The organism is Mycobacterium shottsii (assembly GCF_010728525.1).
Classification (GTDB): domain Bacteria; phylum Actinomycetota; class Actinomycetes; order Mycobacteriales; family Mycobacteriaceae; genus Mycobacterium; species Mycobacterium marinum.
The window spans coordinates 1946057-1967194 of record NZ_AP022572.1 but is presented as its reverse complement, the minus strand read 5'-3'; the positions used below and the strand labels follow the sequence as shown (position 1 = coordinate 1967194).

The 21138-nt window shown below is 65.2% G+C and carries 18 protein-coding genes and 4 pseudogenes; 6 read left to right on the top strand and 16 right to left on the bottom strand.

Annotation, left to right across the window (positions count from 1 at the left end):
- Window positions 1-6: 6 nt before the first annotated feature.
- Together purQ and purS are read right to left on the bottom strand one after the other, a co-directional pair.
- Entirely contained in the window at window positions 7-681 is a 675-nt protein-coding gene (gene purQ / locus G6N41_RS09285; RefSeq protein ID WP_198967189.1) for a phosphoribosylformylglycinamidine synthase subunit PurQ, read from the bottom strand.
- Window positions 678-917, bottom strand: a complete 240-nt coding sequence (gene purS / locus G6N41_RS09280; protein ID WP_015357291.1) for a phosphoribosylformylglycinamidine synthase subunit PurS — start codon at window positions 915-917, stop codon at window positions 678-680. Before purS ends, purQ begins: the two co-directional genes overlap by 4 nt.
- A 328-nt stretch (window positions 918-1245) precedes the next feature.
- On the opposite strand from purS, the pseudogene G6N41_RS09275 reads away from it, so the two are divergent.
- Window positions 1246-2314, top strand: a pseudogene (locus G6N41_RS09275) (PPE family protein).
- Between the two features lie 26 nt (window positions 2315-2340).
- On the opposite strand, the gene G6N41_RS09270 reads toward G6N41_RS09275, so the two are convergent.
- Window positions 2341-3069 carry an ATPase gene (locus G6N41_RS09270; protein ID WP_198967188.1) on the bottom strand — a complete coding sequence of 243 codons (729 nt, stop codon included), beginning with the start codon at window positions 3067-3069 and terminating at the stop codon, window positions 2341-2343.
- Here G6N41_RS09270 and G6N41_RS09265 point away from each other — a divergent pair.
- A pseudogene (locus tag G6N41_RS09265) lies at window positions 3046-3683 on the top strand (MBL fold metallo-hydrolase). The gene G6N41_RS09270 and the pseudogene G6N41_RS09265 overlap by 24 nt on opposite strands.
- An 80-nt stretch (window positions 3684-3763) precedes the next feature.
- Here the strand turns inward: G6N41_RS09265 and G6N41_RS09260 are convergent.
- The 5 genes and pseudogenes from G6N41_RS09260 to G6N41_RS09240 all read right to left on the bottom strand — a co-directional run bounded on the left by G6N41_RS09260 (window position 3764) and on the right by G6N41_RS09240 (window position 6994).
- Window positions 3764-4678 (bottom strand): annotated as a pseudogene (locus G6N41_RS09260) (LysR substrate-binding domain-containing protein).
- 121 nt (window positions 4679-4799) lie between these two features.
- A complete protein-coding gene (locus G6N41_RS09255) occupies window positions 4800-5348 on the bottom strand; it encodes a hypothetical protein (RefSeq protein WP_231608891.1) in 549 nt (182 codons plus the stop codon).
- Window positions 5349-5353: 5 nt separating this feature from the next.
- On the bottom strand, window positions 5354-5809 hold the full coding sequence (locus G6N41_RS09250) for a hypothetical protein (RefSeq protein WP_198967187.1): 456 nt from the start codon (window positions 5807-5809) through the stop codon (window positions 5354-5356).
- On the bottom strand, window positions 5763-6635 hold the full coding sequence (locus G6N41_RS09245; RefSeq protein WP_407663799.1) for an IS5 family transposase: 873 nt from the start codon (window positions 6633-6635) through the stop codon (window positions 5763-5765). Before G6N41_RS09245 ends, G6N41_RS09250 begins: the two co-directional genes overlap by 47 nt.
- Window positions 6636-6778: 143 nt before the next feature.
- On the bottom strand, window positions 6779-6994 hold the full coding sequence (locus G6N41_RS09240) for a hypothetical protein (protein WP_198968099.1): 216 nt from the start codon (window positions 6992-6994) through the stop codon (window positions 6779-6781).
- Window positions 6995-7137: 143 nt separating this feature from the next.
- On the opposite strand from G6N41_RS09240, the gene G6N41_RS09235 reads away from it, so the two are divergent.
- Window positions 7138-8184: a DMT family transporter gene (locus G6N41_RS09235; protein ID WP_198967186.1), complete on the top strand. Its 1047-nt coding sequence runs from the start codon at window positions 7138-7140 to the stop codon at window positions 8182-8184.
- On the opposite strand, the gene G6N41_RS09230 is transcribed toward G6N41_RS09235, so the two are convergent.
- Window positions 8142-8846 (bottom strand): DUF2334 domain-containing protein, encoded by a 705-nt coding sequence (locus G6N41_RS09230; protein ID WP_198967185.1) that lies wholly within the window; start codon window positions 8844-8846, stop codon window positions 8142-8144. The genes G6N41_RS09235 and G6N41_RS09230 overlap by 43 nt on opposite strands.
- A 168-nt stretch (window positions 8847-9014) precedes the next feature.
- Between G6N41_RS09230 and G6N41_RS09225 the strand changes: the two genes are divergently transcribed.
- Window positions 9015-10634, top strand: a complete 1620-nt coding sequence (locus G6N41_RS09225; protein ID WP_198967184.1) for a DHA2 family efflux MFS transporter permease subunit — start codon at window positions 9015-9017, stop codon at window positions 10632-10634.
- Here G6N41_RS09225 and G6N41_RS09220 read toward each other — a convergent pair.
- Entirely contained in the window at window positions 10624-11187 is a 564-nt protein-coding gene (locus G6N41_RS09220; RefSeq protein WP_020730740.1) for a TetR/AcrR family transcriptional regulator, read from the bottom strand. The genes G6N41_RS09225 and G6N41_RS09220 overlap by 11 nt on opposite strands.
- A 94-nt stretch (window positions 11188-11281) precedes the next feature.
- On the opposite strand from G6N41_RS09220, the gene G6N41_RS09215 reads away from it, so the two are divergent.
- Complete coding sequence (locus G6N41_RS09215) at window positions 11282-11731, top strand: DoxX family protein (RefSeq protein ID WP_198967183.1); 450 nt, start codon at window positions 11282-11284, stop codon at window positions 11729-11731.
- On the opposite strand, the gene G6N41_RS09210 is transcribed toward G6N41_RS09215, so the two are convergent.
- A complete protein-coding gene (locus tag G6N41_RS09210; protein ID WP_198967182.1) occupies window positions 11690-13807 on the bottom strand; it encodes a S9 family peptidase in 2118 nt (705 codons plus the stop codon). The two genes, G6N41_RS09215 and G6N41_RS09210, sit on opposite strands and share 42 nt — an antisense overlap.
- Window positions 13804-14697 carry a phosphoribosylaminoimidazolesuccinocarboxamide synthase gene (locus G6N41_RS09205; RefSeq protein ID WP_020730737.1) on the bottom strand — a complete coding sequence of 298 codons (894 nt, stop codon included), beginning with the start codon at window positions 14695-14697 and terminating at the stop codon, window positions 13804-13806. The genes G6N41_RS09210 and G6N41_RS09205 overlap by 4 nt, the downstream gene beginning before the upstream one ends.
- Window positions 14698-14761: 64 nt before the next feature.
- Here G6N41_RS09205 and G6N41_RS09200 point away from each other — a divergent pair, with 64 nt between their 5' ends.
- Window positions 14762-15382 carry a hypothetical protein gene (locus G6N41_RS09200; RefSeq protein WP_198967181.1) on the top strand — a complete coding sequence of 207 codons (621 nt, stop codon included), beginning with the start codon at window positions 14762-14764 and terminating at the stop codon, window positions 15380-15382.
- Here the strand turns inward: G6N41_RS09200 and G6N41_RS09195 are convergent.
- The 4 genes and pseudogenes from G6N41_RS09195 to G6N41_RS09180 all read right to left on the bottom strand — a co-directional run bounded on the left by G6N41_RS09195 (window position 15373) and on the right by G6N41_RS09180 (window position 20918).
- The gene (locus G6N41_RS09195; protein WP_198967180.1) at window positions 15373-16512 is read right to left on the bottom strand and encodes a zinc-dependent alcohol dehydrogenase; all 1140 of its coding nucleotides are present in this window, start codon (window positions 16510-16512) and stop codon (window positions 15373-15375) included. The two genes, G6N41_RS09200 and G6N41_RS09195, sit on opposite strands and share 10 nt — an antisense overlap.
- A gap of 50 nt (window positions 16513-16562) precedes the next feature.
- Window positions 16563-18085, bottom strand: a pseudogene (adh, locus tag G6N41_RS09190) (aldehyde dehydrogenase).
- A gap of 131 nt (window positions 18086-18216) precedes the next feature.
- Entirely contained in the window at window positions 18217-19452 is a 1236-nt protein-coding gene (locus tag G6N41_RS09185; RefSeq protein WP_198967798.1) for a sigma-54-dependent transcriptional regulator family protein, read from the bottom strand.
- A gap of 257 nt (window positions 19453-19709) precedes the next feature.
- On the bottom strand, window positions 19710-20918 hold the full coding sequence (locus G6N41_RS09180) for a PPE family protein (protein WP_198967179.1): 1209 nt from the start codon (window positions 20916-20918) through the stop codon (window positions 19710-19712).
- Window positions 20919-21138: the final 220 nt, after the last annotated feature.

Below are 21138 nucleotides of genomic sequence, written 5' to 3'. Positions count from 1 at the left end.
CCGACCTCAGGCGGCCAGCACCGCGTCCAGCGCCGAATAGAACAGTCCGAGCCCGTCATCGGAGGGGCCGGTCAGCGCCTCTATCGCGTGTTCGGGGTGGGGCATGAGCCCGACCGCCCGGCCATTGGCGGAGCTGATCCCGGCGATGTCACGCAGCGAGCCGTTGACATTGTCGTGGTAGCGGAACACCACCCGGTCTTCGGCTTCCAGCTCGTCGAGCACCTGTTCTGAGGCCACATAGCGGCCCGCCCCGGACTTGAGCGGCACCAGCAAGTCCGCCGCCGGTTCGAAACGCGATGTCCAGGCGGTCGACGTCGACGCCACCCGTAACCATGCGTCGCGGCAGACGAAGTGCAGCCCCACATTGCGGGTCAGCGCGCCGGGCAGCAGGCCAGCTTCGCACAACACCTGGAAACCATTGCATATCCCCAGGACCGGCATGCCTCGCTGCGCGGCGCTCACCACTTCGCCCATCACCGGGGCTAACCTGGCGATCGCACCCGCCCGCAGGTAGTCGCCGTAGGAGAAGCCGCCGGGCACCACCACGGCCTCGACGCCTTTCAGATCCGCGTCGGCATGCCAGAGATTCACCGCCTCGGCGCCCACCAGCCGGATCGCGCGGGCGGCGTCCACGTCGTCCAGCGTTCCGGGAAATGTGATAACCCCGATCCGAGCTGTCACTGCGGGTCCCGGCTTATCGTCCAATCCTCGATCACCGTGTTCGCCAACAGCGACTCCGCGATTTCGGCCAGCGTGGCATCGTCCACGCTGTCGTCGATCTCTAGCTCAAATCTCTTGCCCTGGCGGACATCCGAGATTCCGGGATGCCCGAGACGCCCCAGGGCGCCGACGATTGCCTGGCCCTGCGGGTCCAGAATCTCCGCTTTGGGCATCACATTGACGACCACCCGGGCCACCGGCATTCCTCCTCAGCTCCGATTGCTCGGCGCCAACTCTACCGGCGATGGCCTCCGGGGCGCGTCACGGGCGCGAGTCCGCTGCTGCCGGCCCGTGAGAACAACCGACCGAAGACGCGCTGTTCGCCGATCCGGTGACGGCATAGCCATCGAGATCGGTGTGCGATCGCACCGGAGCCACCCGACGGTTTCGCTGCGTTGTGTCGCTTCGCCGGCCCCGGTTCACCGACGCGACGCCCGCACCCCGATGCCGGCAACCAGCTAACCCCGTTTGTTCACCAAGCGTCCGTACTGTGGCGGCGACTTGTCGGATTTCGGGAGGACTTTTATGACGGCGTCTGTTTGGATGGCCTCGCCGCCGGAAGGGCATTCGGCTTTGCTGAGCGCGGGCCCGGGCCCGGGTCCACTGCACGAGGCCGCCGCGGCATGGACGTCGCTGGCCGCCGAACACGCCTCGGCCGCAGATGAACTCACCACCATGCTGGGTGAGTCGGCCGTGGCGTGGGAGGGGCCGAGCGCGCAGAGTTATGTCGATGCCCATGTGCCGTATCTGACGTGGTTGACCAAGACCAGCGCCGACTACGCGGCGACGGCGGCCGAGCACGAGGCGGCGGCGGGGGCCTACGCCAGTGCGCTGGCAGCAATGCCGACACTGGCGGAGTTGACCACCAACCGCACCACCCACGCGGCGCTCGTCGCGACCAATTTTTTTTGGACTCAACACCATCCCCATCACGCTCAACCAAGTCGACTACGCGCGGATGTGGATTCAAGCGGCCACCACCATGAGCGCATATCAGGCGGTCTCGGGCACGACGCTGGCCTCGATGCCCCACACCACACCGGCCCCGCTCATACTCAAGGCCGAAATCAGCACGCCCGCCACCGCCCAGAAAATCGACATCATCGATTTAATCATGTGGCTAATCATGAATATTCTGTACTATTCGATCATCTTGGGCGTGTATTTATATGTAATCGTCTATTTGTCGATGATCATTCTGCTGGCGTTCTGGCACACATTTCTCATGGTGTATTTGTACGAAATTGCCTTGGCGGTGGGCGTCCTGGCGGCACCGGCCTTGGCCCTGGCCGGCCCAACGCTGCTGCTCATCGCAACGGCATGCGCGTTGTCCGGGACTTTGCGCGGGTTATCGGACGCGTTCAATATTGATATTGGCCCGAACCTCCCGTTCTTGCTGAGCTTGTACGCACCGCCCGCCGAGGCTGAATCTGAAATTGCGGGCGCTAAACCTGTTGCCGCGCCTTCCGCAATAGCGTCGGCGATAGCGCCCGAAGCGGAGCTGGTGTCGCCTGCGGCTTCTGTTTCCGCAAGGGCGGCCGCCTTGGCGGCGGCGCGTGCACAGCATGTGGAAGCACTTGGCATGACCGCCTAGATCCCCGGTGAAACGGCGCGGTCAGCTCAGCTGCACGAGGCGATATAGGCCTCACACAGCGGCGCAACCATGGCGTCCAGGACGGTGGAATCGTTGATCACCGGCCATTCCACCTGCGCCGGTCCGGAAGTCCACAGCGTGAGCTCGCTGACGGTGCTACTCGCCGGGTGCGCAATCAGGTAGGTATGCATGATGACCGGACCGCTGATCACCGCGGACATCCGGGTGGGTTCGTCGTCGGTCACCGACGGGGATTGCTTGGGCGCCCCCAGCTGACACGCGCGCAGCGCGGTGACCGCGGCGCCGAACACGGTCGCGGCGATGGCTCCACCGCGGGCCGTGTCGCCCCGCCAGTGCAGTATTTGGGCCTGCAATTGCCACTGACTGTCCGGGTGAGTCACCGACGCGCGGCCCGCAACGGCCGATTTGCGGATGTCGTCCGGAAAGGCCGGTGTGGCACAGATTTCCTCGAACCGGAACCGGGGTGTCGTCCTGGTCAGGGCCGTCGCCACCGCGCCCAGCGCGGGCCAGCGATAGACCGCGTTCATGGGCACGGCGCGTCGCTGGATCCACGCGGCACCGGGAATCTGGTCGCATACCGGTGGGCAGGTTTCGGGCTCCGCCGCTGCCGGCGTGGCCACCCCTACCGTGATCACCAAGCTGCCGGCGACCAGCATTGTCGCCAGCAACAGTCGCATCGGCAGGGCTGCCATCAGGGCACAATCGTAGACATGCAACTGACGCATTTTGGGCATTCCTGTCTCTCGCGGATTTCGGTCAAACCCGAGTGCTGTTTGATCCCGGGACCTTTGCGCACGGGTTCGAGGGGATCACTGGCCTGGCGGCGATCCTGATCACCCACCAGCACCCCGATCACGTCGACGTGAGCCGGCTGCCCGCGCTGCTAGCGGCCAACCCCGATGCCGCCCTGTATGCCGACGCGCACACCGCAGCCGTACTTGGCACCGAATGCCGGGAGGTCCACGTCGGCGACGAACTGGCGGTCGGCGAGCTGGCGATCCGGGCCGTCGGCGGACGTCACGCGGTGATTCATCCGGAAATCCCAGTCATAGAAAATATTTCGTACCTGGTCGGCGACGGCGACCATAGCGCCAGGCTGATGCATCCCGGCGACGCCCTGTTCGTCCCGGACGAACCGGTGGACGTCTTGGCCACGCCGGCGGCCGCCCCGTGGATGAAGATCTCCGAGGCCGTCGACTACCTGCGATCGGTCGCGCCGGCCCGCGCCGTACCCATCCATCAGGGGATCATCGCCACCGAGGCACGTGGCATTTACTACGGCCGGCTCGCCGAGATGACCGATACCGACTTTCAGGTGTTGCTCGAAGAAAGCGCGGTCACCTTCTAGCCTCGAGACACCTTGCAGCCATATCATTTTCGACTTCACCCAAGGGTCTTTCGGGTCAAGATGTGCGACCCAAGCCCAGATCAGGCCAGTGCCCCCACCGCCGGTCCGTGCGTCCGCACCGCCTGTTGATGGATGAGTTCGAGCACCCGGCCGGCGACCACATTGTTACGTGCGCGTTGGTGCCGGCGAACCACAATGGTGCGCCGTGCCGTCGGTTCGGAGATGGCGACGGTGCGTACTCCGGCAGGTAGGTCGACGAGGGCAAGCCTGGGTACCACGGTGAGACCGACACCGGCGGCAACGAATCGCACCGCGGTCACGTAGTCGTGTGTTTCGACACGAAAGCACGGCGTGAATCCCGCGGCAGTGCAGGCACGCAGGAGATTCTCCCGACAGTTGCCGCGCGCAACGTCGTTGTCGATCCACGGTTCGCCTGCGAACTCACGCAGGGTCACCGAATCCCGTTCAGCGAGAGAGTCTCCGGCGCCGACCACGACCACGTAATCCTCGGTGACCAGGGCAGCGGTGTCGTAGTTCGATAGCTCGGTGCCGGGCATGCCGGCGACATTGATCTCGACGTCGGGCGCCGCGTCGTCGGCGTCGGCGAGTTCGACCAACCGTAGATCCAGCCGGACAGCGGGATATTCCGAGCTGATGGTCGCGATGACCGCCGGCATCCAGGCCGCTCCCGCCGACGCGAAGTAGCCCACCCGCAGGGTGCCGGCGCGGCTATGCCGAAGATCAGCGACCAGACCGTCGAGACGCGACAGCCCATCGAAGACCGCCGCCGACTCCGCCGCGAGGGTTGCGCCCGCATCCGTGGGGGCGATTCCACGCCCGACCTTCTCCACCAGGCTGAGTCCGATCTCACGTTGCAGCACAGCGATGTGCTGACTCACCGCGGACGGTGTTCACCCCAGCGCGGCGGCAGCACCACCGATGGATCCCTCCGCGACGACGGCACGCAGGATGCGCAGGCGATGAGGATCGATCACGCGCAACGACTATACGGTACTGCTAATCATTAGTTTAGAAATATTCAACGTGATGCATCGAGTCAAGATGCCTGCGAAACCTGGTTCATGCATCAGGTAAGGAATGCCCGCGAAATCGGGGTCAGGTGGTGGTCTTGCTTTTGATGCGGATGCCGGCTTTGAGGGCGGGTAGAGCGGCGGGTATGGCGGCGAGGTAGAGCTGTTCGGTCTTGTCTTTGGCGAGTCTGAGCAGGGCGGCTTGCAGGTCGGCGATCTGGCGGGCGATCGCGGCGGGGTTGAGGCTGTTGCGGTAGGTGAGCAGCTCTGTTTGTTGGGCCGCTGAGAGGACTCCGGCGGCCAGCAGCCGGTCCAGGGGGGTCTGGGGCTTGTCGTAGAGCCGGCGGCGGTGACCGTCGCGGCTGCAGCCGTAGCTGATGGGTTTGATGGTGGGGGTCAGGTAGTTGAGCCGGTCGTTGACCAGGTGCCACAGCCGGTTGAGCACGGCGCGTTCTTCGTCGGTGTCGTAGCGGTAGTAGAACCCGTAGCGACGCACGAGGTGGTTGTTTTTGGACTCGATGGTGGCCTGGTCGTTCTTCTTGTAGGGCCGTGAGCGGGTGAAGAAGATCTCCATGTCCGCGGCCCACTTGATGACCGCCTTATTGAGGAATTCGGTGCCGTTGTCGAAGTCCAAACCCGTTACCTTATAGGGATTTTAGTAATTCCGGTTTTGAGGGCGCCCAGGATGTGGGGGTGGGCGTTGTTGCGCACCGTGCGGGTGAACACCCAGCCGATGTGCATGTCGGTGAGGTTGACCGTGCGGGCGAACTCACCTTTCAGTGTCGGGCCGCAGTGCGCCACGGTGTCGCCTTCGAAGAACCCCGGAGATTCTTCGGCCTCATCGCCTGCTTTGCAGATGGTGATCGAGGACCGCAGCAGCGGGGAGGGTTTCGTCGTCGACACACCCGAGATCTGGTCGCGGGCCTTGGCGCCGCGCAGGTAGCGGTCGATCGTGGCGCTGCTCATCGCCAACAGCTCGGCACGCACCGCCGGGCCGTAACGGTCACGGCCGTCCACCAGTTCGCCGTGGCGTTCTAGGTCCTGTCTGCTAATTGCGGACGCGGTGGTAGGTGATGATGGCGGCCAGGGTGACACCGCCGAGGTAGGTCAGGGCGTATTTGTCGTAGCAGGTGGCGACCGCGCGCCAGTGTTTGAGCCGGTTGAAGCTTCGCTCGACGGTGTTGCGGTGCTTGTAGATTCGGCCTGAGAACCCCGGAGGCCGTCCTCTGTTGCGGCCTTTGGCTTTGCGGCGGGTGATCTGGTCGCTGCGCTCGGGGATGGTATGGGCGATCTTGAGCCGGCGCAGCTGTGCCCGCGTCGAGTCATAGGAGTACGCCTTGTCCGCCAGCAGGCGAAACGGGGCGTATGAGTTGCTGCACCGGGCGGCCAGCAGTGGCCAAAGCATCGGATTATCACCGGCTTGACCGGCCGACAGTGCCAGGGTGACCGGACTGCACAGCTGGTCGGTCAAGGCGTGGATCTTGGTAGTCAGCCCGTCGCGGGAACGCCCAATGGCGTGGTCATCGGGCTCATCGAGATATTTCTTGTAATTCGACAGATCCCCCTGTGCGGCGCCCGGGCGCGCTCCGGCTGCGTGTTGGTGGGCGCGCACACTGGTCGAATCGACCGACAACAGTGCGCCCAGGTCGGCGTCCTCGGCGTCGAGGTCAGAGGCGATCGCCGCGAAGATCCGCGCGTAGATGCCATCGACCGACCAGCGTAGATGCCTCTCGGCCACCGATTGCCAGGGACCGAAGTGCTCGGGCAGGTCACACCACGGAGATCCCGTACGGTAACGCCAGATAATGCCCTCCAGAGTACGTCGATGATCGTTCCACGGCCGGCCACGCCGCCGCCCCGCAGGCAACACCGCCACGATCAGCGACCACAAATCATCAGAAATCGCATGCGTCCGCATCACCCAAACAGCATCAGCCAAAACACCATTCACATTAAGCAGACACGCCCTAGAGCATCCAACTGAAGTGCCATGGAAGCGGCCAGGTACCGGCCGCACTGCCCGCCTGAGGCCGCCCACACCTTCTGCAACACCTTGAGCGCATCCTAGGAGTACTTCGGATTGCGTTGCCGGCGAGTCTGTTTGGCGACCTGCCGACCCGCTCCCGGCGGCGCGGCCGCCGCCCTCAACCGCCGCCGGGCGTTGTCACGCGACCAGCCGGTGACCGCCACCACCTGATCCAGAATCTGCCCCTTGTCCGCCTTCGGCGCCCCCACATACGCCCTGGCGAACTTCGCGGTGATCTCGGCCCGAGACGACATCGACAGCCCACTTCCCATGCCTGCCGAGGATCGACCGTTTCGCGGGCATTTTTACGTGATCCACCGAGTACGCTTCACGGGCATTTCTCGTGATGCTTGCCGTTCAATTGTGCTGAAGTGTTTTTCCGGGGACGATATCCGCCATGACCTCCTCGACGACCTCCTCGCAACGCACCGTGAACATGCCCGCGTTGGCCATGGGGGTCACGGTCACGTTGTGGGCGTTCGCGTTTGTCGGGGTTCGGTCGGCCGGGCGCGTGTTTTCCCCCGGCGTCCTGGCGCTGAGCCGGCTCTTCATCGCGGTGATGGTGATGGCGGTGATCGCTACCATCGCGGCGACGTACACCGCCTGCGCCGGTCGCGCCACGACCAGGCGTCTGCGTCCGCCGTCGGCCGCCGCGCTCACCCTTGTGATCGCCTACGGCGTGGCATGGTTCGGCGCCTATTCGATTGTGATCAGCTGGGCCGAGCAACACATCGATGCCGGAACAACGGCACTGCTGGTCAACTTGGCCCCGATTCTGGTGGCCGTCTTCGCGGGTTTCTTTCTCGGCGAGGGCTACTCGGCGCGGCTGTTGACTGGCATTGCCATCGCCTTCGCTGGCGTTGTGCTCATCAGCGCTGGCGGGGGCGGGTCGCAGACCGACTGGCTGGGCGTCGGTCTCGGGTTGCTCGCCGCGGAGCTGTACGCCGCTGGGGTGCTGTTGCAGAAGGTGGCACTGCGGACCGTCGACGCGCTGAGTGCCACCCTCTGGGGAACGCTGGTGGGCTTCATCGTGACGCTGCCATTTCTGCCGGCAGCGGCCCGGGAACTGAGCCTGGCCTCCGCCGCCGATCTCTGGTGGCTTGTGTTCCTCGGGGCGGGCCCCAGCGCCATCGCGTTCACCACATGGGCGTATGCCTTGGCGCGCACCAACGCGGGAGTGACGGCCGCGACCACGCTCATGGTTCCCGCGTTGGTGATCGCGTTGTCGGGACTGTTGCTCGCCGAGGTTCCCAACCCGCTAGGGCTCGCTGGCGGGGGAGCATGTTTGATCGGGGTCGCGTTGGCTCGCGGACTGCTGCGGCTCCCAGCGCGTAGTCGGCGGCGCACCGGCAGAGGTGATCAATTGCAGGGCGTTGAGAGCTTGCCGGTGGGCCTGAGCGACTATGCGGCGTCGAGCACCGCACCATCTGGGCGCCAGTTGTAAACCGTCGGTGCGCAGCGGTACATCAGCGCCAGATCGATGGCATCCAACATGGCTTGGCGCGGTCCCGGCTTGCGCAGCTGACGGGCTGACACCGCGATGCGAACGACACCGCCCCGCCGGGCGACTCGGTCGGCTGACAACACCACCATCCGGCACCACCACGGTTCGGAGAGGAAGCCCTCCCCGATGCCCAGTACGCGGGTCCGCACAGTCGTCTTGCGGACCAGGTCCGAAATCCCGTGACAATCGGCGAGCAAGCGGAATCCGTTGCCCGGCAATGCCTTGACCACACCCGGCGAGACAACCCAGCCCGGCGCCGCGAACAAGCGGGTACGTAGCCCGAGATGTTCGAGCACCCGGTCGGCGGCCATCACCCGCAGGTTGGCCTCATGGGCATGAAGTGTCGCGAACTCGCCCCGGCGCTTCTTGGTCGCCGCTTCGTCATACCCGTGCAGCACCAGGGCATCGCCACCATTGCGCCGTCCGGCCAGCCAGTCGACGGTGTGCGGATCGCGATCGAGCCGGTAGCCCCCCTTGAGCCGCGGCGCGACCAACAGCGACAACGGCACCGAGCGTTCGTCCATCTGCGCGCAGAACGACTCGACGCCGGCCAGGGTGCGCTCGCCTATCCCCGAAACCGAGACGATCAGTTTTCCAGCCACGCTTGCAGTTTGCCGAATGCAGGTTTCGAGACGGTGAAGGACATGCAGACTTAAAACGTCCAACCAGCATGCCTGACGTGCGGATATTCCGATTACGGCCGAGTTAACCGGCAAGCCGGCGGGCCACCGGCGCGTCACCGCCGATGACATGGCGAGATATGCCTAGATATGCTCAGTAACGCCATGGACGAGGCGCATTGCACACCGGCGGAGGCAGCACCGCCCGATACCCGCACGGGGACAAGCAGCCCCGGCGAACACGTCTACCCCGACCGGCTCGACGCGGCACTGCTGCGCATTGCCGGCGTTTGCGTACTCGCCTCGTTGATGTCGGTACTGGACGCCACCGTCGTCGGCGTCGCACAGCGCACGTTCATCATCGAATTCGACTCCACCCAGGCTGTCGTGGCATGGACCATGACCGGCTACACACTGGCACTGGCGACCGTGATCCCGGTGGCCGGGTGGGCTGCCGACAGGTTCGGCACCAAGCGACTGTGGATGGGCTCGGTCCTGGCCTTCGCCCTGGGGTCGCTGCTATGCGCGCTTGCACCGAACATCCTGTCGCTCATCTTTTTTCGGGTGCTTCAGGGTGTCGGCGGTGGCATGTTGATGCCGCTGGGGTTCATCATCCTGACTCGGGCCGCGGGCCCAAAACGGCTGGGTCGCTTGATGGCAGCGACCGGCATACCGATGTTGCTAGGCCCGATCGGTGGCCCCATCCTGGGCGGCTGGTTGATCAGTTCCTTCGGCTGGCACTGGATATTCTTGGTGAACCTGCCCATCGGGCTGGCAGCGTTCGCCCTGGCGGCAATCACCTTTCCGGCGGGTCGTCCGGCACCCTCGGAAAGTTTCGATGTCATCGGTGTGCTGCTGCTCTCGCCAGGCCTGGCGGCATTTCTGTTGGGCCTGTCATTGATTCCCGACCGGGGCACCGTGGCCGATCGCTACGTGTTGATACCGGTCATTGCCGGCTTGTCACTGCTCGGCGGGTTCGGTTGGCATGCGTGGCACCGTGCCGATCACCCGCTCATCGACCTGCATCTGTTCAACAACAGCGTGGTCACCCAGGCCAATCTGACGCTGCTGGCCTTCGCTGCGGCGTATTTCGGCTCTTCGCTGTTGATCCCCACCTACCTGCAACAAGTGCTGCACCAGACGCCGATGCAATCGGGGCTCTATCTGATCCCCCAGGGCCTGGGCGCCATGCTGACCATGCCCATCGCCAGTGCCTTCATGGACCGGCGCGGGCCGGGAAAGAGCGTGCTGCTCGGCATCGTCCTGATCGCCGTGGGCCTGGCCATGTTCACCTTCGGAGTCGCCACCCGGGCGCAGTACCTACCCACGCTGCTGGTCGGGCTCGCGATCATGGGCATGGGCACGGGATGCACGATGATGCCGCTCGCCGGAGCAGCGGTGCTGACCCTGAAGCCGCGAGAGATCGCGCGTGGTTCGACCCTGATCAGCGTGACCCAGCAAGTGGGCGGATCGATCGGCACCGCACTGCTGGCGACGATACTGACCAACCAGTTCAATCGCAGCGATAACATCTGGGTCGCAAACAAGGTGGCCACTTTGGAACAGAACGCGGCCGCACGGGGAGTCACGGTTGACCCCTCCGGGTTACCGCCCCAGGCCCTCACCCCCGACTTCGCCGACAACGTGATGCATGATCTCTCCCACGCCTACACGGTGGTTTTCGGGGTTGCCGTGGTGCTGGTGGTGTCGACCCTCATCCCGGCGGCATTCCTGCCCAAAACGCCGGCAGCCGCTCCGGCTAGCTTTTGAACAGCATCATTGCGATACGCAATACGGTGTCCGTCGGGTCTAGCGCTCGCACTTGCGCATCGAGTGCGTCGTTGAGCCACAAGGTCGAGAAGCCGTGCACCAAGGACCAGGCGGCCAACTGCGCGCCCTCCGGATCGGACCGCGCGCCCGGGTCACGCAAGGTCGCTACCCCGGCGGCCAATTCGGCAGCGGCAGCGGCCTGCGCCGCGGCCAGGTCGGCGTCATCGGCGTCATGCAACGACCGGTTGAACATGACCTGGTAGTGGCCGGGATGCTCGATCGCGAAGCGTACGTAGGCCAGGGCAGCATCGGCGAAGCGACCACGGGCCGCCACGAGGGCGGCCGCCAGCAGTTGAAATCCCTGCGTTGCCAGCGCGGTGAACAGGCCTCGCCGATCGGTGAAGTGGTGCGCGGGGGCCGCATGTGACACGCCAGCGTCGCGCGCCAGCTCCCGCATCGACACCCGGTCCGCGCCCCGCTGCGCCACCAATCGCGCCGCCTCGTCCAGGATTACGGCCCGCAGGTCACCGTGGTGATACGCCGGACGATTCATCCCACCAGCATACAAGCCAATCTTGACAGTGGATAGTTTCGCGAGTTAGCCTGACGGTCAATCTTGTCATCGACTAGATTGTTGGGAGGCTCAGATGGCACCGATGATCACCCTGGTGCTGGGCAGCATCGTGGCCCGCATCATCGGCCAGCTCGGCGTCGCTTACCTGGACAGCTGGTCCGCCGCGATCGCGGTCGGACTGGCGGCAATGTTCACCCTGACCGGCATCGCGCATTTCGCGCCGCCGCTACGCGGCGACCTCGTCGCGATCGTGCCGCCCCGGCTGCCGGCGCCCGGGCTATTGGTCTCCATCACCCGAGCGCTGGAACTGCTGGGCGCCGCCGGCCTGCTGCTGCCGGCCACCCGGGTGGCAGCGGCGCTGTGCTTGCTGATCCTGATGCTGGCGATGTTCCCCGCCAACATCTATGCCGCTCGGATGCCCAGCCCACCCAAGTCGATGACGACGCGGTTATCTGTGCGCAGCGCCGAGGAGCTCGTATTCCTAGCCGCCGCCGCTATCGTCGCAACCGGCGGCTGCCAGTAACCACGCGTATTGGAAGGCGGTTTCCTTCCAGCGTTCGTATCGCCCGCTGATACCGCCGTGCCCGGCGTTCATCTGCGTCTTCAGCAGCACCTGATTGCCGTCACCGTTGGCATGACGAAGCGCGGCAACCCATTTAGCCGGCTCCACGAAGTACACCCGGGTATCGTTGAGCGAAGTCATCGCCAAGATGGCCGGATACCGCCGGGCCGCGACATTCTCATACGGCGAGTATGACTTCATGTAGGCATAGACTTCGCTGTCGCTCAGCGGGTTTCCCCACTCGTCCCATTCGGTGACGGTAAGCGGTAGCGACGGATCCAGAATCGTGGTCAGCGGATCCACGAAGGGCACCTGGGCAAGAATTCCGGCGAAGAGTTCCGGAGCCATGTTGGCCACCGCACCCATCAGCAGCCCTCCCGCGCTGCCCCCCAATGCCACCAGACGTTCCGGCTGGGTCAGGCCCGATTCCACCAGATGCTCCGCCACCGCGATGAAGTCGGTAAAGGTGTTCTTCTTCTGCAACAACTTTCCGTGTTCGTACCACAACCGACCCATCTCGCCACCGCCACGAACGTGGGCGATGACGAACACCATTCCCCGATCCAGCAGTGACAATCGCGCGATGGAAAAGCTTGGGTCTTCACATATCTCGTAGGCGCCGTAGCCGTAGATCATTGCCGGCGCCGGAAGCTGGATGCCGCCGCGATACACGATCGAGATCGGGATACGGGTGCCGTCTTCGGCATGAGCCCAGTCACGGCGCTCGACATAGTCTTCGCGACGATAGCCACCCAGCACCGGCTGCTCTCGCAGCAAGGCGCGCTCACCACTGCGAAGGTCGATGTCGTAGATGCGCACCGGGGTGATGAAAGATCCTGCGCCTAACCGCAATTTGGGGGAATCCCAGTTGGGATTGGCGCCCAGGCCGGCCGACACTAGCTCGGAGTCGAACATGACGTCTTCGACCTCGCCGTAATCACCGTCGGCGGTCAGCGGCCACAGCTGGATACGGGGCAACGCCTCGATCCGGTAGCTGACCACCAGGTGGGCGGCAAAGGCGTCCACGCCGTCCAGGCGCACGTCCTCGCGATGCGGGATGAGGGTGCGTTGCCGGGTCGGGTCGTCGACGGGTGCCTCCACCAGGGTGGAGTTCACCGCGCCGTCGTTGTGCAGGATGAGGAACCGGTCCTGCCCACCGATCACGGCGTGTTCCACCGAATACTCGACGCCCTCGCGGCGCGGCAGCACGATGGTGAATTGGGCGCTGGGGTCGGCCGAATCCGCGTAGCGCATCTCGGAGGTCACCGAGGAGCCCGCCGCGATGAAAATGTACTTGTTGCTGCGGGTACGTCCGACGCCCAGCCAGAATCGTTCGTCGGGCTCGTGGTAGACCCGTTCCGACGATCCGGGTGAGCCGAGCCGGTAGCGCCACACCGTGTCCGGGCGCCAGGCGGCGTCAACGGTGATGTAGTAGACGGTGCGGTGGTCGGCGGCCCATGTCGCGCCCGCGCCGATGTCTGCGATTTCATCCGGGTAGCGCTGACCGGTACGTAAGTCCTTGAACCGCAAGGTGTAACGCTCGTCGCCGACCACATCTACCGAATAGGCCAGCACGTTGTCGTCCAGGCTGACACTGGCCGCGCCCAAGGCGAAGAAATCATGGCCTTCGGCTTCCTCGTTCTCGTCGAGCAGAACCTGTTCGCCCGGTATCTCGGTGTGCTCGTCGAATTGCGGCGGATTCCAGTCGTCCGGGTCTGCGGCCGGGCAACGACAGTGCACGCCGTACTGTCTTCCCTCGAACGTGCGGGCGTAGTACCACCAGTTGCCGCGCCGCGTCGGAACCGAGAGATCCGTTTCCTTGGTGCGGGCTTTGATCTCATCGAAGATCTTCTGCCGCAACGGCTCGAGATGCGCAGTGGTCTGATCGGTATAGGTGTTTTCGGCCTCGAGATGTGCGATGACTTCGACGCTGTCCTTGTCGCGCAGCCACTCGTAGGGGTCCACAAAGACGTCGCCGTGGTGCTCCCGGCGAGTCTCGACGCGCTTGGCGACGGGGGGAAGGGTGTGATCGGTCATGCGCCCGGCCCGATCCATTCGCCGAAACTGAGACCCGAAATTCGTTCGTAGGCTTCGATGTAGCGCTCCCGTGTGGCTTCGATGATGTGATCCGGCAACGGGGGTGGCGGCTGATCACCGCCGCGGTCCCAACCGGATTCCGCACTGGTGAGCCAGTTGCGGACGAATTGCTTGTCGAAGCTGTTCTGGACCACCCCGGCCCGGTACTCATCGGCGGGCCAGTACCGCGACGAATCGGGGGTGAAGATCTCATCGGCCAGCAGCAGGTTACCGTCGCGGTCGGCGCCGAATTCGAACTTGGTGTCGGCGATGATGATTCCTCTGGTCAGGGCGTGGTCGGCGGCCTTGACGTAGATCTGCAGGGTGCGGTCGCGCAGCTGGTTGGCGCGTACCCCACCAACCGTCTCGATCACTTGGGCGAAGGAAATGTTTTCATCGTGGTCACCCAGCTCGGCCTTGGTGGCCGGGGTGAACAGTGGCTCGGCGAACTTGCTGGCCTCGACCAGGCCAGGCGGCAGGGCGATACCGCAGACCTTCCCACTCGCCTGGTAGTCCAGCAGCCCTGACCCGGTCAGGTAGCCGCGGGCCACGCATTCCACCGGAAGCATCTCCAGCTGGCGCACCACCAGCGCGCGACCAAGCACCTCGTCGGGGATCCGCGGGTCGTCCGGGGGGCCGGCCAGGTGGTTGGGGGCGTCGACCAGGCCGAAGAAAAACACGCTCATCGCGGTCAGGATGCGGCCCTTGTCCGGGATCATGCTGTCGAGCACGTAGTCGTAGGCCGAGATCCGGTCGGAAGCGACCAGCAGCAGATGCTCGTCGTCCACGCGGTAAAGCTCGCGAACCTTGCCGCTGGCCAGGTGCTGGTAGTCGGACAATTGGGGGCGCATCGGGCCAGCCTATCGGGCAACCAGACCGCCCCATTCTGCCGGGAGCTGTGCTGGTATCAGTGGTATGAAATCGCGGTTCTTGCCCTACTCCACCAGGCCGCTCCGGTTGGCGATCCAATTGTTCAGCGATATCACCGTGGCCGTCTGGACCACGTTGTGGGTATTCGTCGGCATCGCCGTGCACCGCGCCATCTCGGCGATCGCCGAAGCGGGGCACCAGATCGAGACCGGCTCGCAAGGGGTCGCGGGCAACTTGGCCTCGGCGGGGCACGGCGCCCAGCACATCCCGTTGGTGGGCGATGCGGTCAGCAAGCCGATTGCCGCCGCGGCCGACGCCGCACTCGGCATCGCCGAGGCCGGACACAATCTGGATTCCACGGCGAGCTGGCTGGCGATCGTGCTCGCACTCGCGGAGGCCGCCACGCCGATCCTGGCCGTGGCCATGCCGTGGTTGTTCCTACGGTTGCGGTTCTTCCGGCGCAAGTGGACCGTGACGGCCCTGGCCGCCACGGCGGCGGGTCAGCAGCTGCTGGCCCTTCGGGCGTTGACCAACCGTCCAGCGGCCAAACTGGCGGCCGTCAGCGCGGATCCGGTTGGTGGCTGGCACCGCGAGGATCCGGCCATCATCCGCGGCCTGGCCGCACTTGAATTGCGGGCGGCCGGGGTCAGGCTTCGCTACCGGTAGTCGATGACGACGCGGCCGTCGATCTGGCCGCGCTCCATGCGCTCGAAGACGTGGTTGATGTCTTCGAGCAGGGCGCCTTCCACCGTGGGGTGAATCAAACCGCGGGCGTAGAAGTCCAGCGCCTCGGCCATGTCCTGGCGGGTGCCGACAATCGAACCGCGAATCGTCAGGCCCTTGAGCACGATGTCGAAGATCGGCGCCGGGAAGTCCCCCGGGGGTAGCCCGTTGAACACGATCGTTCCGCCGCGCCGCGCCAGCCCGATGGCCTGCCCAAACGCCTGCGGATGCACGGCGGTGACCAGGACGCCGTGCACCCCGCCGGTGGCTTCTTGCACCTGCGCGACGACATCGCTGGTACAGGCATTGACCACCAGTTCGGCGCCCAGCCGGGCGGCCAGCGCGAGCTTGTCGTCATCGATGTCGATGGCCACCACCCGCAACCCCATCGCGCGGGCGTACTGCACGGCAACATGGCCGAGCCCGCCGATTCCTGAAATGGCGACCCACTGGCCCGGCCGGGTGTCGGTCACCTTGAGCCCCTTGTAGACGGTGACACCGGCGCACAGGATCGGCGCGACCTCGAGCGGGTCGGCACCGTCGGGGATGCGTGCCGCGTAGTCGTAGACGGTGACACCGGCGCACAGGATCGGCGCGACCTCGAGCGGGTCGGCACCGTCGGGGATGCGTGCCGCGTAGTCGGCGTTGACCAGCATGTGGGTGCCGAAGCTGCCGTTGACGGTGTAGCCGCCGTTGCGCTGGTTTTCGCACAGCGTTTCCCATCCGGTACGGCACTGTTCGCAGCTGCCGCACGCCGACCACAGCCAGGCATTGCCCACCTTGTCGCCGACCTTCAGGTCGGTGACGCCGTCCCCGAGCGCGACCACGGTGCCGCAGCCTTCATGCCCGGGAACGAACGGCGGGGCCGGCTTGACCGGCCAATCTCCATGTGCCGCATGCAGATCGGTGTGGCACACACCCGAGGTCTCGAGTTTGACAAGTGCCTCACCGTAGCCCGGGGTGGGCAACGCGAGTTCCTTGATCTGCAACGGCTCGCCGAATCCGGTAACGACCGCCGCGCGCAGGGTTTCGGTCGCCTGCGTTGCACCTGGGTTAGCCAGTGTCTGGGTCATGACGGTTCCAATCGTTGACGGTCTTGTTGGTGGGTCTTTTTAGAACGCGATCAGAAGAAGCCCTGGGCCTTGCTGCCGTAGGACACCAGCAGGTTCTTGGTCTGCTGGTAGTGGTCGAGCATCATCTTGTGGTTCTCGCGTCCGATGCCGGACTGCTTGTAGCCGCCGAACGCCGCGTGGGCGGGATAGGCGTGGTAGCAGTTCGTCCAGACGCGGCCGGCCTTGATGTCACGCCCGGCCCGATAGGCGGTGTTGCCGTCACGGCTCCACACACACGCGCCCAGCCCGTAGAGGGTGTCGTTGGCGATGCGGATCGCGTCGTCGTAATCGGTGAACGAGGTGACCGAGACCACCGGGCCGAAGATCTCCTCCTGGAAGATGCGCATGTTGTTGGTGCCCTCGAAGATGGTGGCTGCACGTAGTAGCCGCCGTTGAGGTCGCCGCCCAGTTCGCAGCGCTCACCCCCGGTGACTACCCGCGCACCCTCCTCTTTGCCGATCTCGATGTAGGACAAGATCTTTTGCAGCTGGTCGTTGGAGGCCTGCGCGCCGATCATGGTCTCGGTGTCGAGTGGATCCCCCTGGCGCACGGCCTTGGTGCGGATCGCCGCCAGTTCCAGGAACCGGTCGTAGATGTCGGCCTGAATCAGGCCGTGGGACGGGCAGGTGCACACCTCGCCCTGGTTGAGGGCGAACATGGTGAAGCCCTCCAGCGCCTTGTCCTGGTAGTCGTCGTGGGCGGCCAGCACGTCGGAGAAGAAGATGTTGGCGCTCTTGCCGCCCAGCTCCAGCGTCACCGGGATCAGGTTCTGGCTGGCATATTGCATGATCAGCCGTCCGGTGGTGGTCTCGCCGGTGAAGGCGATCTTGGCGATTCGGTTGCTCGATGCCAGCGGCTTGCCGGCCTCGACCCCAAATCCGTTGACCACGTTGACCACACCGGCGGGTAGCAGGTCACCGATCAGACTCATCAGATACAGGATCGAGGCCGGGGTCTGCTCGGCGGGCTTGAGCACAACGGCGTTGCCGGCGGCCAGGGCGGGGGCCAGCTTCCAGGTGGCCATCAACAGCGGGAAGTTCCACGGGATGATCTGGCCCACCACGCCCAGCGGTTCATGGAAGTGATAGGCCACGGTGTCGGAGTCGATTTGGCTCAGCGAGCCTTCCTGGGCGCGGATGGCCCCGGCGAAGTACCGGAAGTGGTCGATCGCCAGCGGAATGTCGGCGTTGAGCGTCTCGCGGATCGGCTTGCCGTTGTCCCAGGACTCGGCCAGCGCGAGCGCTTCGAGGTTCGCCTCCATCCGATCGGCGATCTTGTGCAGAATCGCTGCCCGCTCAGCGGGTGCGGCCTTGCCCCAGGCGGGCGCCGCGGCGTGGGCCGCGTCGAGTGCTTTTTCGACATCGACATCGGCGGAGCGGGGAACCTCGCAGAATGGAGCGCCGGTTACCGGGGTTAGGTCCTCGAAGTACTCGCCTGCGGCCGGCGCGACTCACTCGCCGCCGATGAAGTTGCCGTAGCGGGACTCGAAAGTCATCAATGAACTGTGTGCGCCCGGACGTGCGAACACGGTCATGGTTTCACCTGCCTTAACCTGGCTTGATGGGGCTGTATGGAGTTTGTGCCACCCCGAAAATGTGTCGGTCGTCATAAATCTAGGAACGCGAGGGTTGCAGCACCGTTGCACGCCCCCGCAACGGCGAAACCTCAGGCCAGATCGAAGTCCAGGCCAGCCAGGTGGCCCTGGGCCTGCGCCCGCCGTGGCGAGCCGGCCGGCGAGCGGTCGTAGAGCATTCGCCAGCCTTGCCGGTCATCGCGCGCCTCCGGCAGTCTGAGCCAATTCGCCAGGAGATCGGCATCGTTGGATGCGACAACGGCGGCCCGCAAGGTGTTGCTGAGCTCGGTGCGCACCCGCGCGATGCCCGGGGACACCGATTGCGGCAGCAACGCACTGGCGTAGTGGCGCAGCGCCTGCGCCAGGTCGCCGCGACGCACGGCGTCGAAGACATCGCCGACATCGGTGGCGATGGGTTGGGTGAGCCGGTAGGGACGCGAGGCGATCAGATGCTCCCCCACCACGCGACGCAGCCGTGACATCTCCGCGCGAATAGTCACGACATCGAGTTCGCGGTCATCGAGCAGCACGGCGAGGTGATCGGCGCTGAGCCCCTCGGGGTGCCGGTCGAGCAGGACCAGGATGTCGGCGTCACGACCGGTCAACATCGTCGGGCCCATCCCCGCGACCCGCCAGGTGGGTCGCTGCGCACCCAGCACCGACAGTTGCGCCTGTCGCGCCAGCTGCGGCTGCACAGCGCCGCTGCGCAGCAGGGCCAGCTGGCTTTCCACGGCGACGCCGGTGGCCCGCAACAACGCCAACGTCTGGGGTGAGGCGACGCTTTCGCCGCCGGTGAGGTCGATGGCCCTGATCAGCGCACCGGTCGACGGGTCGTGTACCGGCACCGCGATGCAGTTCCACGGTTGCACCAAGCGGGAGAAGTGTTCTGATCCGCGAATCTGAAGCTCTCGATCCAGCGCCAGCGCGGTTCCGGGTGCGTTTGTGCCGGAGCCGCGCTCACTCCAGTCGGCCCCGGGCACGAAGTCCATCGACTCGGCTTTTCGACAGGCGCGGCGGTCACCGTTCACCCACAGCAGGGTGCCGTCGGCGGACGTCACCGCGACAATAACGCCCGAGTCGGCAGCATCATCGATCAGCAGGCGACGAATGAGGGGAAGCACGGGCGCCAGTGAGTGCGCACTGCGCAGCCGCTCCACGGTGTCGGAGAGCTGCGCGATCTGCCCACCACCGCGGTCCGGGTCCACGCCGGTGGCCAGGCTGCGCCGCCAGCTGTCGGCGACGATACGCCGCACCGGAGTGGAATCCAGATATGTCGAATCGACCCGACCGGCAACGAACCGGTCCCGCAGGGCACGCAGCGCCGGCATCGAAAGCCGTGCTGCGGCTATCTCATTCGCAGTCCTCATCGTTGCCACCAGCAATACCTTCGCGGTGCGCTCACCTGCGACTCAGTGAGCGCGCATGACTCACGATAACTGAATCCGCGCCCACCAGGCAGGGGCCTTTGGCCCCGCCACCGAAGGCGCCGACCAGCAACGCCGACCGCCCGGCCGCGCCGCGTCGTCCCTACCGGGATGCGACCCTGGCTAACCCAAGTCGCGAGCGCCCTCGCACCCGCCGCGCCTCAGCCCGCGACGGTAGCCAATGCCGGCCCCCAAGTGGCCGGCAGCATCGGCATTGCCGGGCCATCGCCAACCTCGGCGCCAGCCAACGTGGTAAGTCCGCTCGGCTGCGCCACGATCCCCTTGCTGGCGGTGCTGACAAATCCCCACGGGGCGGCACCCTGATCACTTGCCGCCACCGCCGGCACATCCACCGAAGCCACCGTCGATGCCGAATCGGACAGCGGTTGGGGCGCTATCGCGTGATGCGCGCTGACCAGCACCTCCCTGGATCTCTCCGCAACCCGTTCGCCCTCGGCGAGGTCGGCATTCGCCATCTGCACGTCATAGAGGTGGCGCCCCACACCGAGCGGCACGCTCACCGGCACCGCAATCTCGGCGCCAGAAGTGAGCACCGGAGCTGCCGCGAGAAATCCGACAAAGTACCCGATGATGATTTGGGCATACGACAACGAAATTACGGGAATCCACGAAAAGAATTGACCGAGAAGAGTGCTGAAGAAAAATACGACCGCTTGCACTGGAAATGCAACTATGGCCACCAGCGCCGCAAGGACGGTGGCAATGCTGGGAGTCTCTATCGCAGCAAGGATCAATGCGATCAGCGCCGCAAGCGGTGGTGTCGCGGCAGCTGCCGAGGCCGCGGGGCCGACGACCGCGGCTGCTTCACCGCCGGGTACAAGTATCCACGGGGCTGGGGCAATGTTTGGCGCCGCTAGCAACTCCCCCTGCGTAATCATTTGGTAGGTGCCCATCACGGCGGCCGCTTGGACCCACATCCGCACATAGTCCATCTCGTTCACGGCAATCGGGATCGTATTGACCCCGAAGAAATTCGTCGCCGACAGCACCGCGTGAACGGTGTGGTTTGCCGCCAGTTCGACCAAACTCGGCATGGCCGCCACCGCAGCGCCGTACGCAGCCACCACCACGTCGACCAGGGCGGCCTGGCGCGCGTAATCCGCGCTGACCTGGGTCAACCACGCAAGATAGCGCTCATTGGCAGCAGCATAACTCTGCTCGGCCGGGCCCCACCACACCTGGGGAACCGCACCCACCATGCCAGCGAGCTCCGCTGCGGCAGAGGCGTACTCGCCGCTCAACGACTTCCATGCGGCAGCAGACGCCAGCATCGGACCGGCGCCCGGGCCACTGCTGAGCAAGCCCGAGTGCACCTCCGGCGGCGAGGCCATCCAGATAATCGCCGTCATCGAGTCCTCTCCCCTCAGCGGCCCATCCCAAGAGCCGCGTCGCACACTACCTACCGCGAACTATAGGTACCCAAAGCAACCTTAGGTACCCGAAGCGACTTGTCTCACTTGGGGTTTGACCTGTGACGGTGGACACCCGGCAGATGAGAATAGTAGCCGATATCGGACACTACGTGATGCATCAAGTCAAGATGCCTGCGAAACCTGGTTCATGCATCAG

Coding starts and splice junctions, on each gene's coding strand:
- G6N41_RS09270 (WP_198967188.1), bottom strand. CDS start 3,069: ATGCCCAAAATGCGTCAGTTGCATGTCTACGATTGTGCCCTGATGGCA.
- G6N41_RS09240 (WP_198968099.1), bottom strand. CDS start 6,994: ATGTCGTCTCGGGCCGAGATCACCGCGAAGTTCGCCAGGGCGTATGTG.
- G6N41_RS09235 (WP_198967186.1), top strand. CDS start 7,138: ATGACCTCCTCGACGACCTCCTCGCAACGCACCGTGAACATGCCCGCG.
- G6N41_RS09225 (WP_198967184.1), top strand. CDS start 9,015: ATGCTCAGTAACGCCATGGACGAGGCGCATTGCACACCGGCGGAGGCA.
- G6N41_RS09220 (WP_020730740.1), bottom strand. CDS start 11,187: ATGAATCGTCCGGCGTATCACCACGGTGACCTGCGGGCCGTAATCCTG.
- G6N41_RS09215 (WP_198967183.1), top strand. CDS start 11,282: ATGGCACCGATGATCACCCTGGTGCTGGGCAGCATCGTGGCCCGCATC.
- G6N41_RS09210 (WP_198967182.1), bottom strand. CDS start 13,807: ATGACCGATCACACCCTTCCCCCCGTCGCCAAGCGCGTCGAGACTCGC.
- G6N41_RS09205 (WP_020730737.1), bottom strand. CDS start 14,697: ATGCGCCCCCAATTGTCCGACTACCAGCACCTGGCCAGCGGCAAGGTT.
- G6N41_RS09200 (WP_198967181.1), top strand. CDS start 14,762: ATGAAATCGCGGTTCTTGCCCTACTCCACCAGGCCGCTCCGGTTGGCG.
- G6N41_RS09195 (WP_198967180.1), bottom strand. CDS start 16,512: ATGACCCAGACACTGGCTAACCCAGGTGCAACGCAGGCGACCGAAACC.
- G6N41_RS09185 (WP_198967798.1), bottom strand. CDS start 19,452: ATGCCGGCGCTGCGTGCCCTGCGGGACCGGTTCGTTGCCGGTCGGGTC.
- G6N41_RS09180 (WP_198967179.1), bottom strand. CDS start 20,918: ATGACGGCGATTATCTGGATGGCCTCGCCGCCGGAGGTGCACTCGGGC.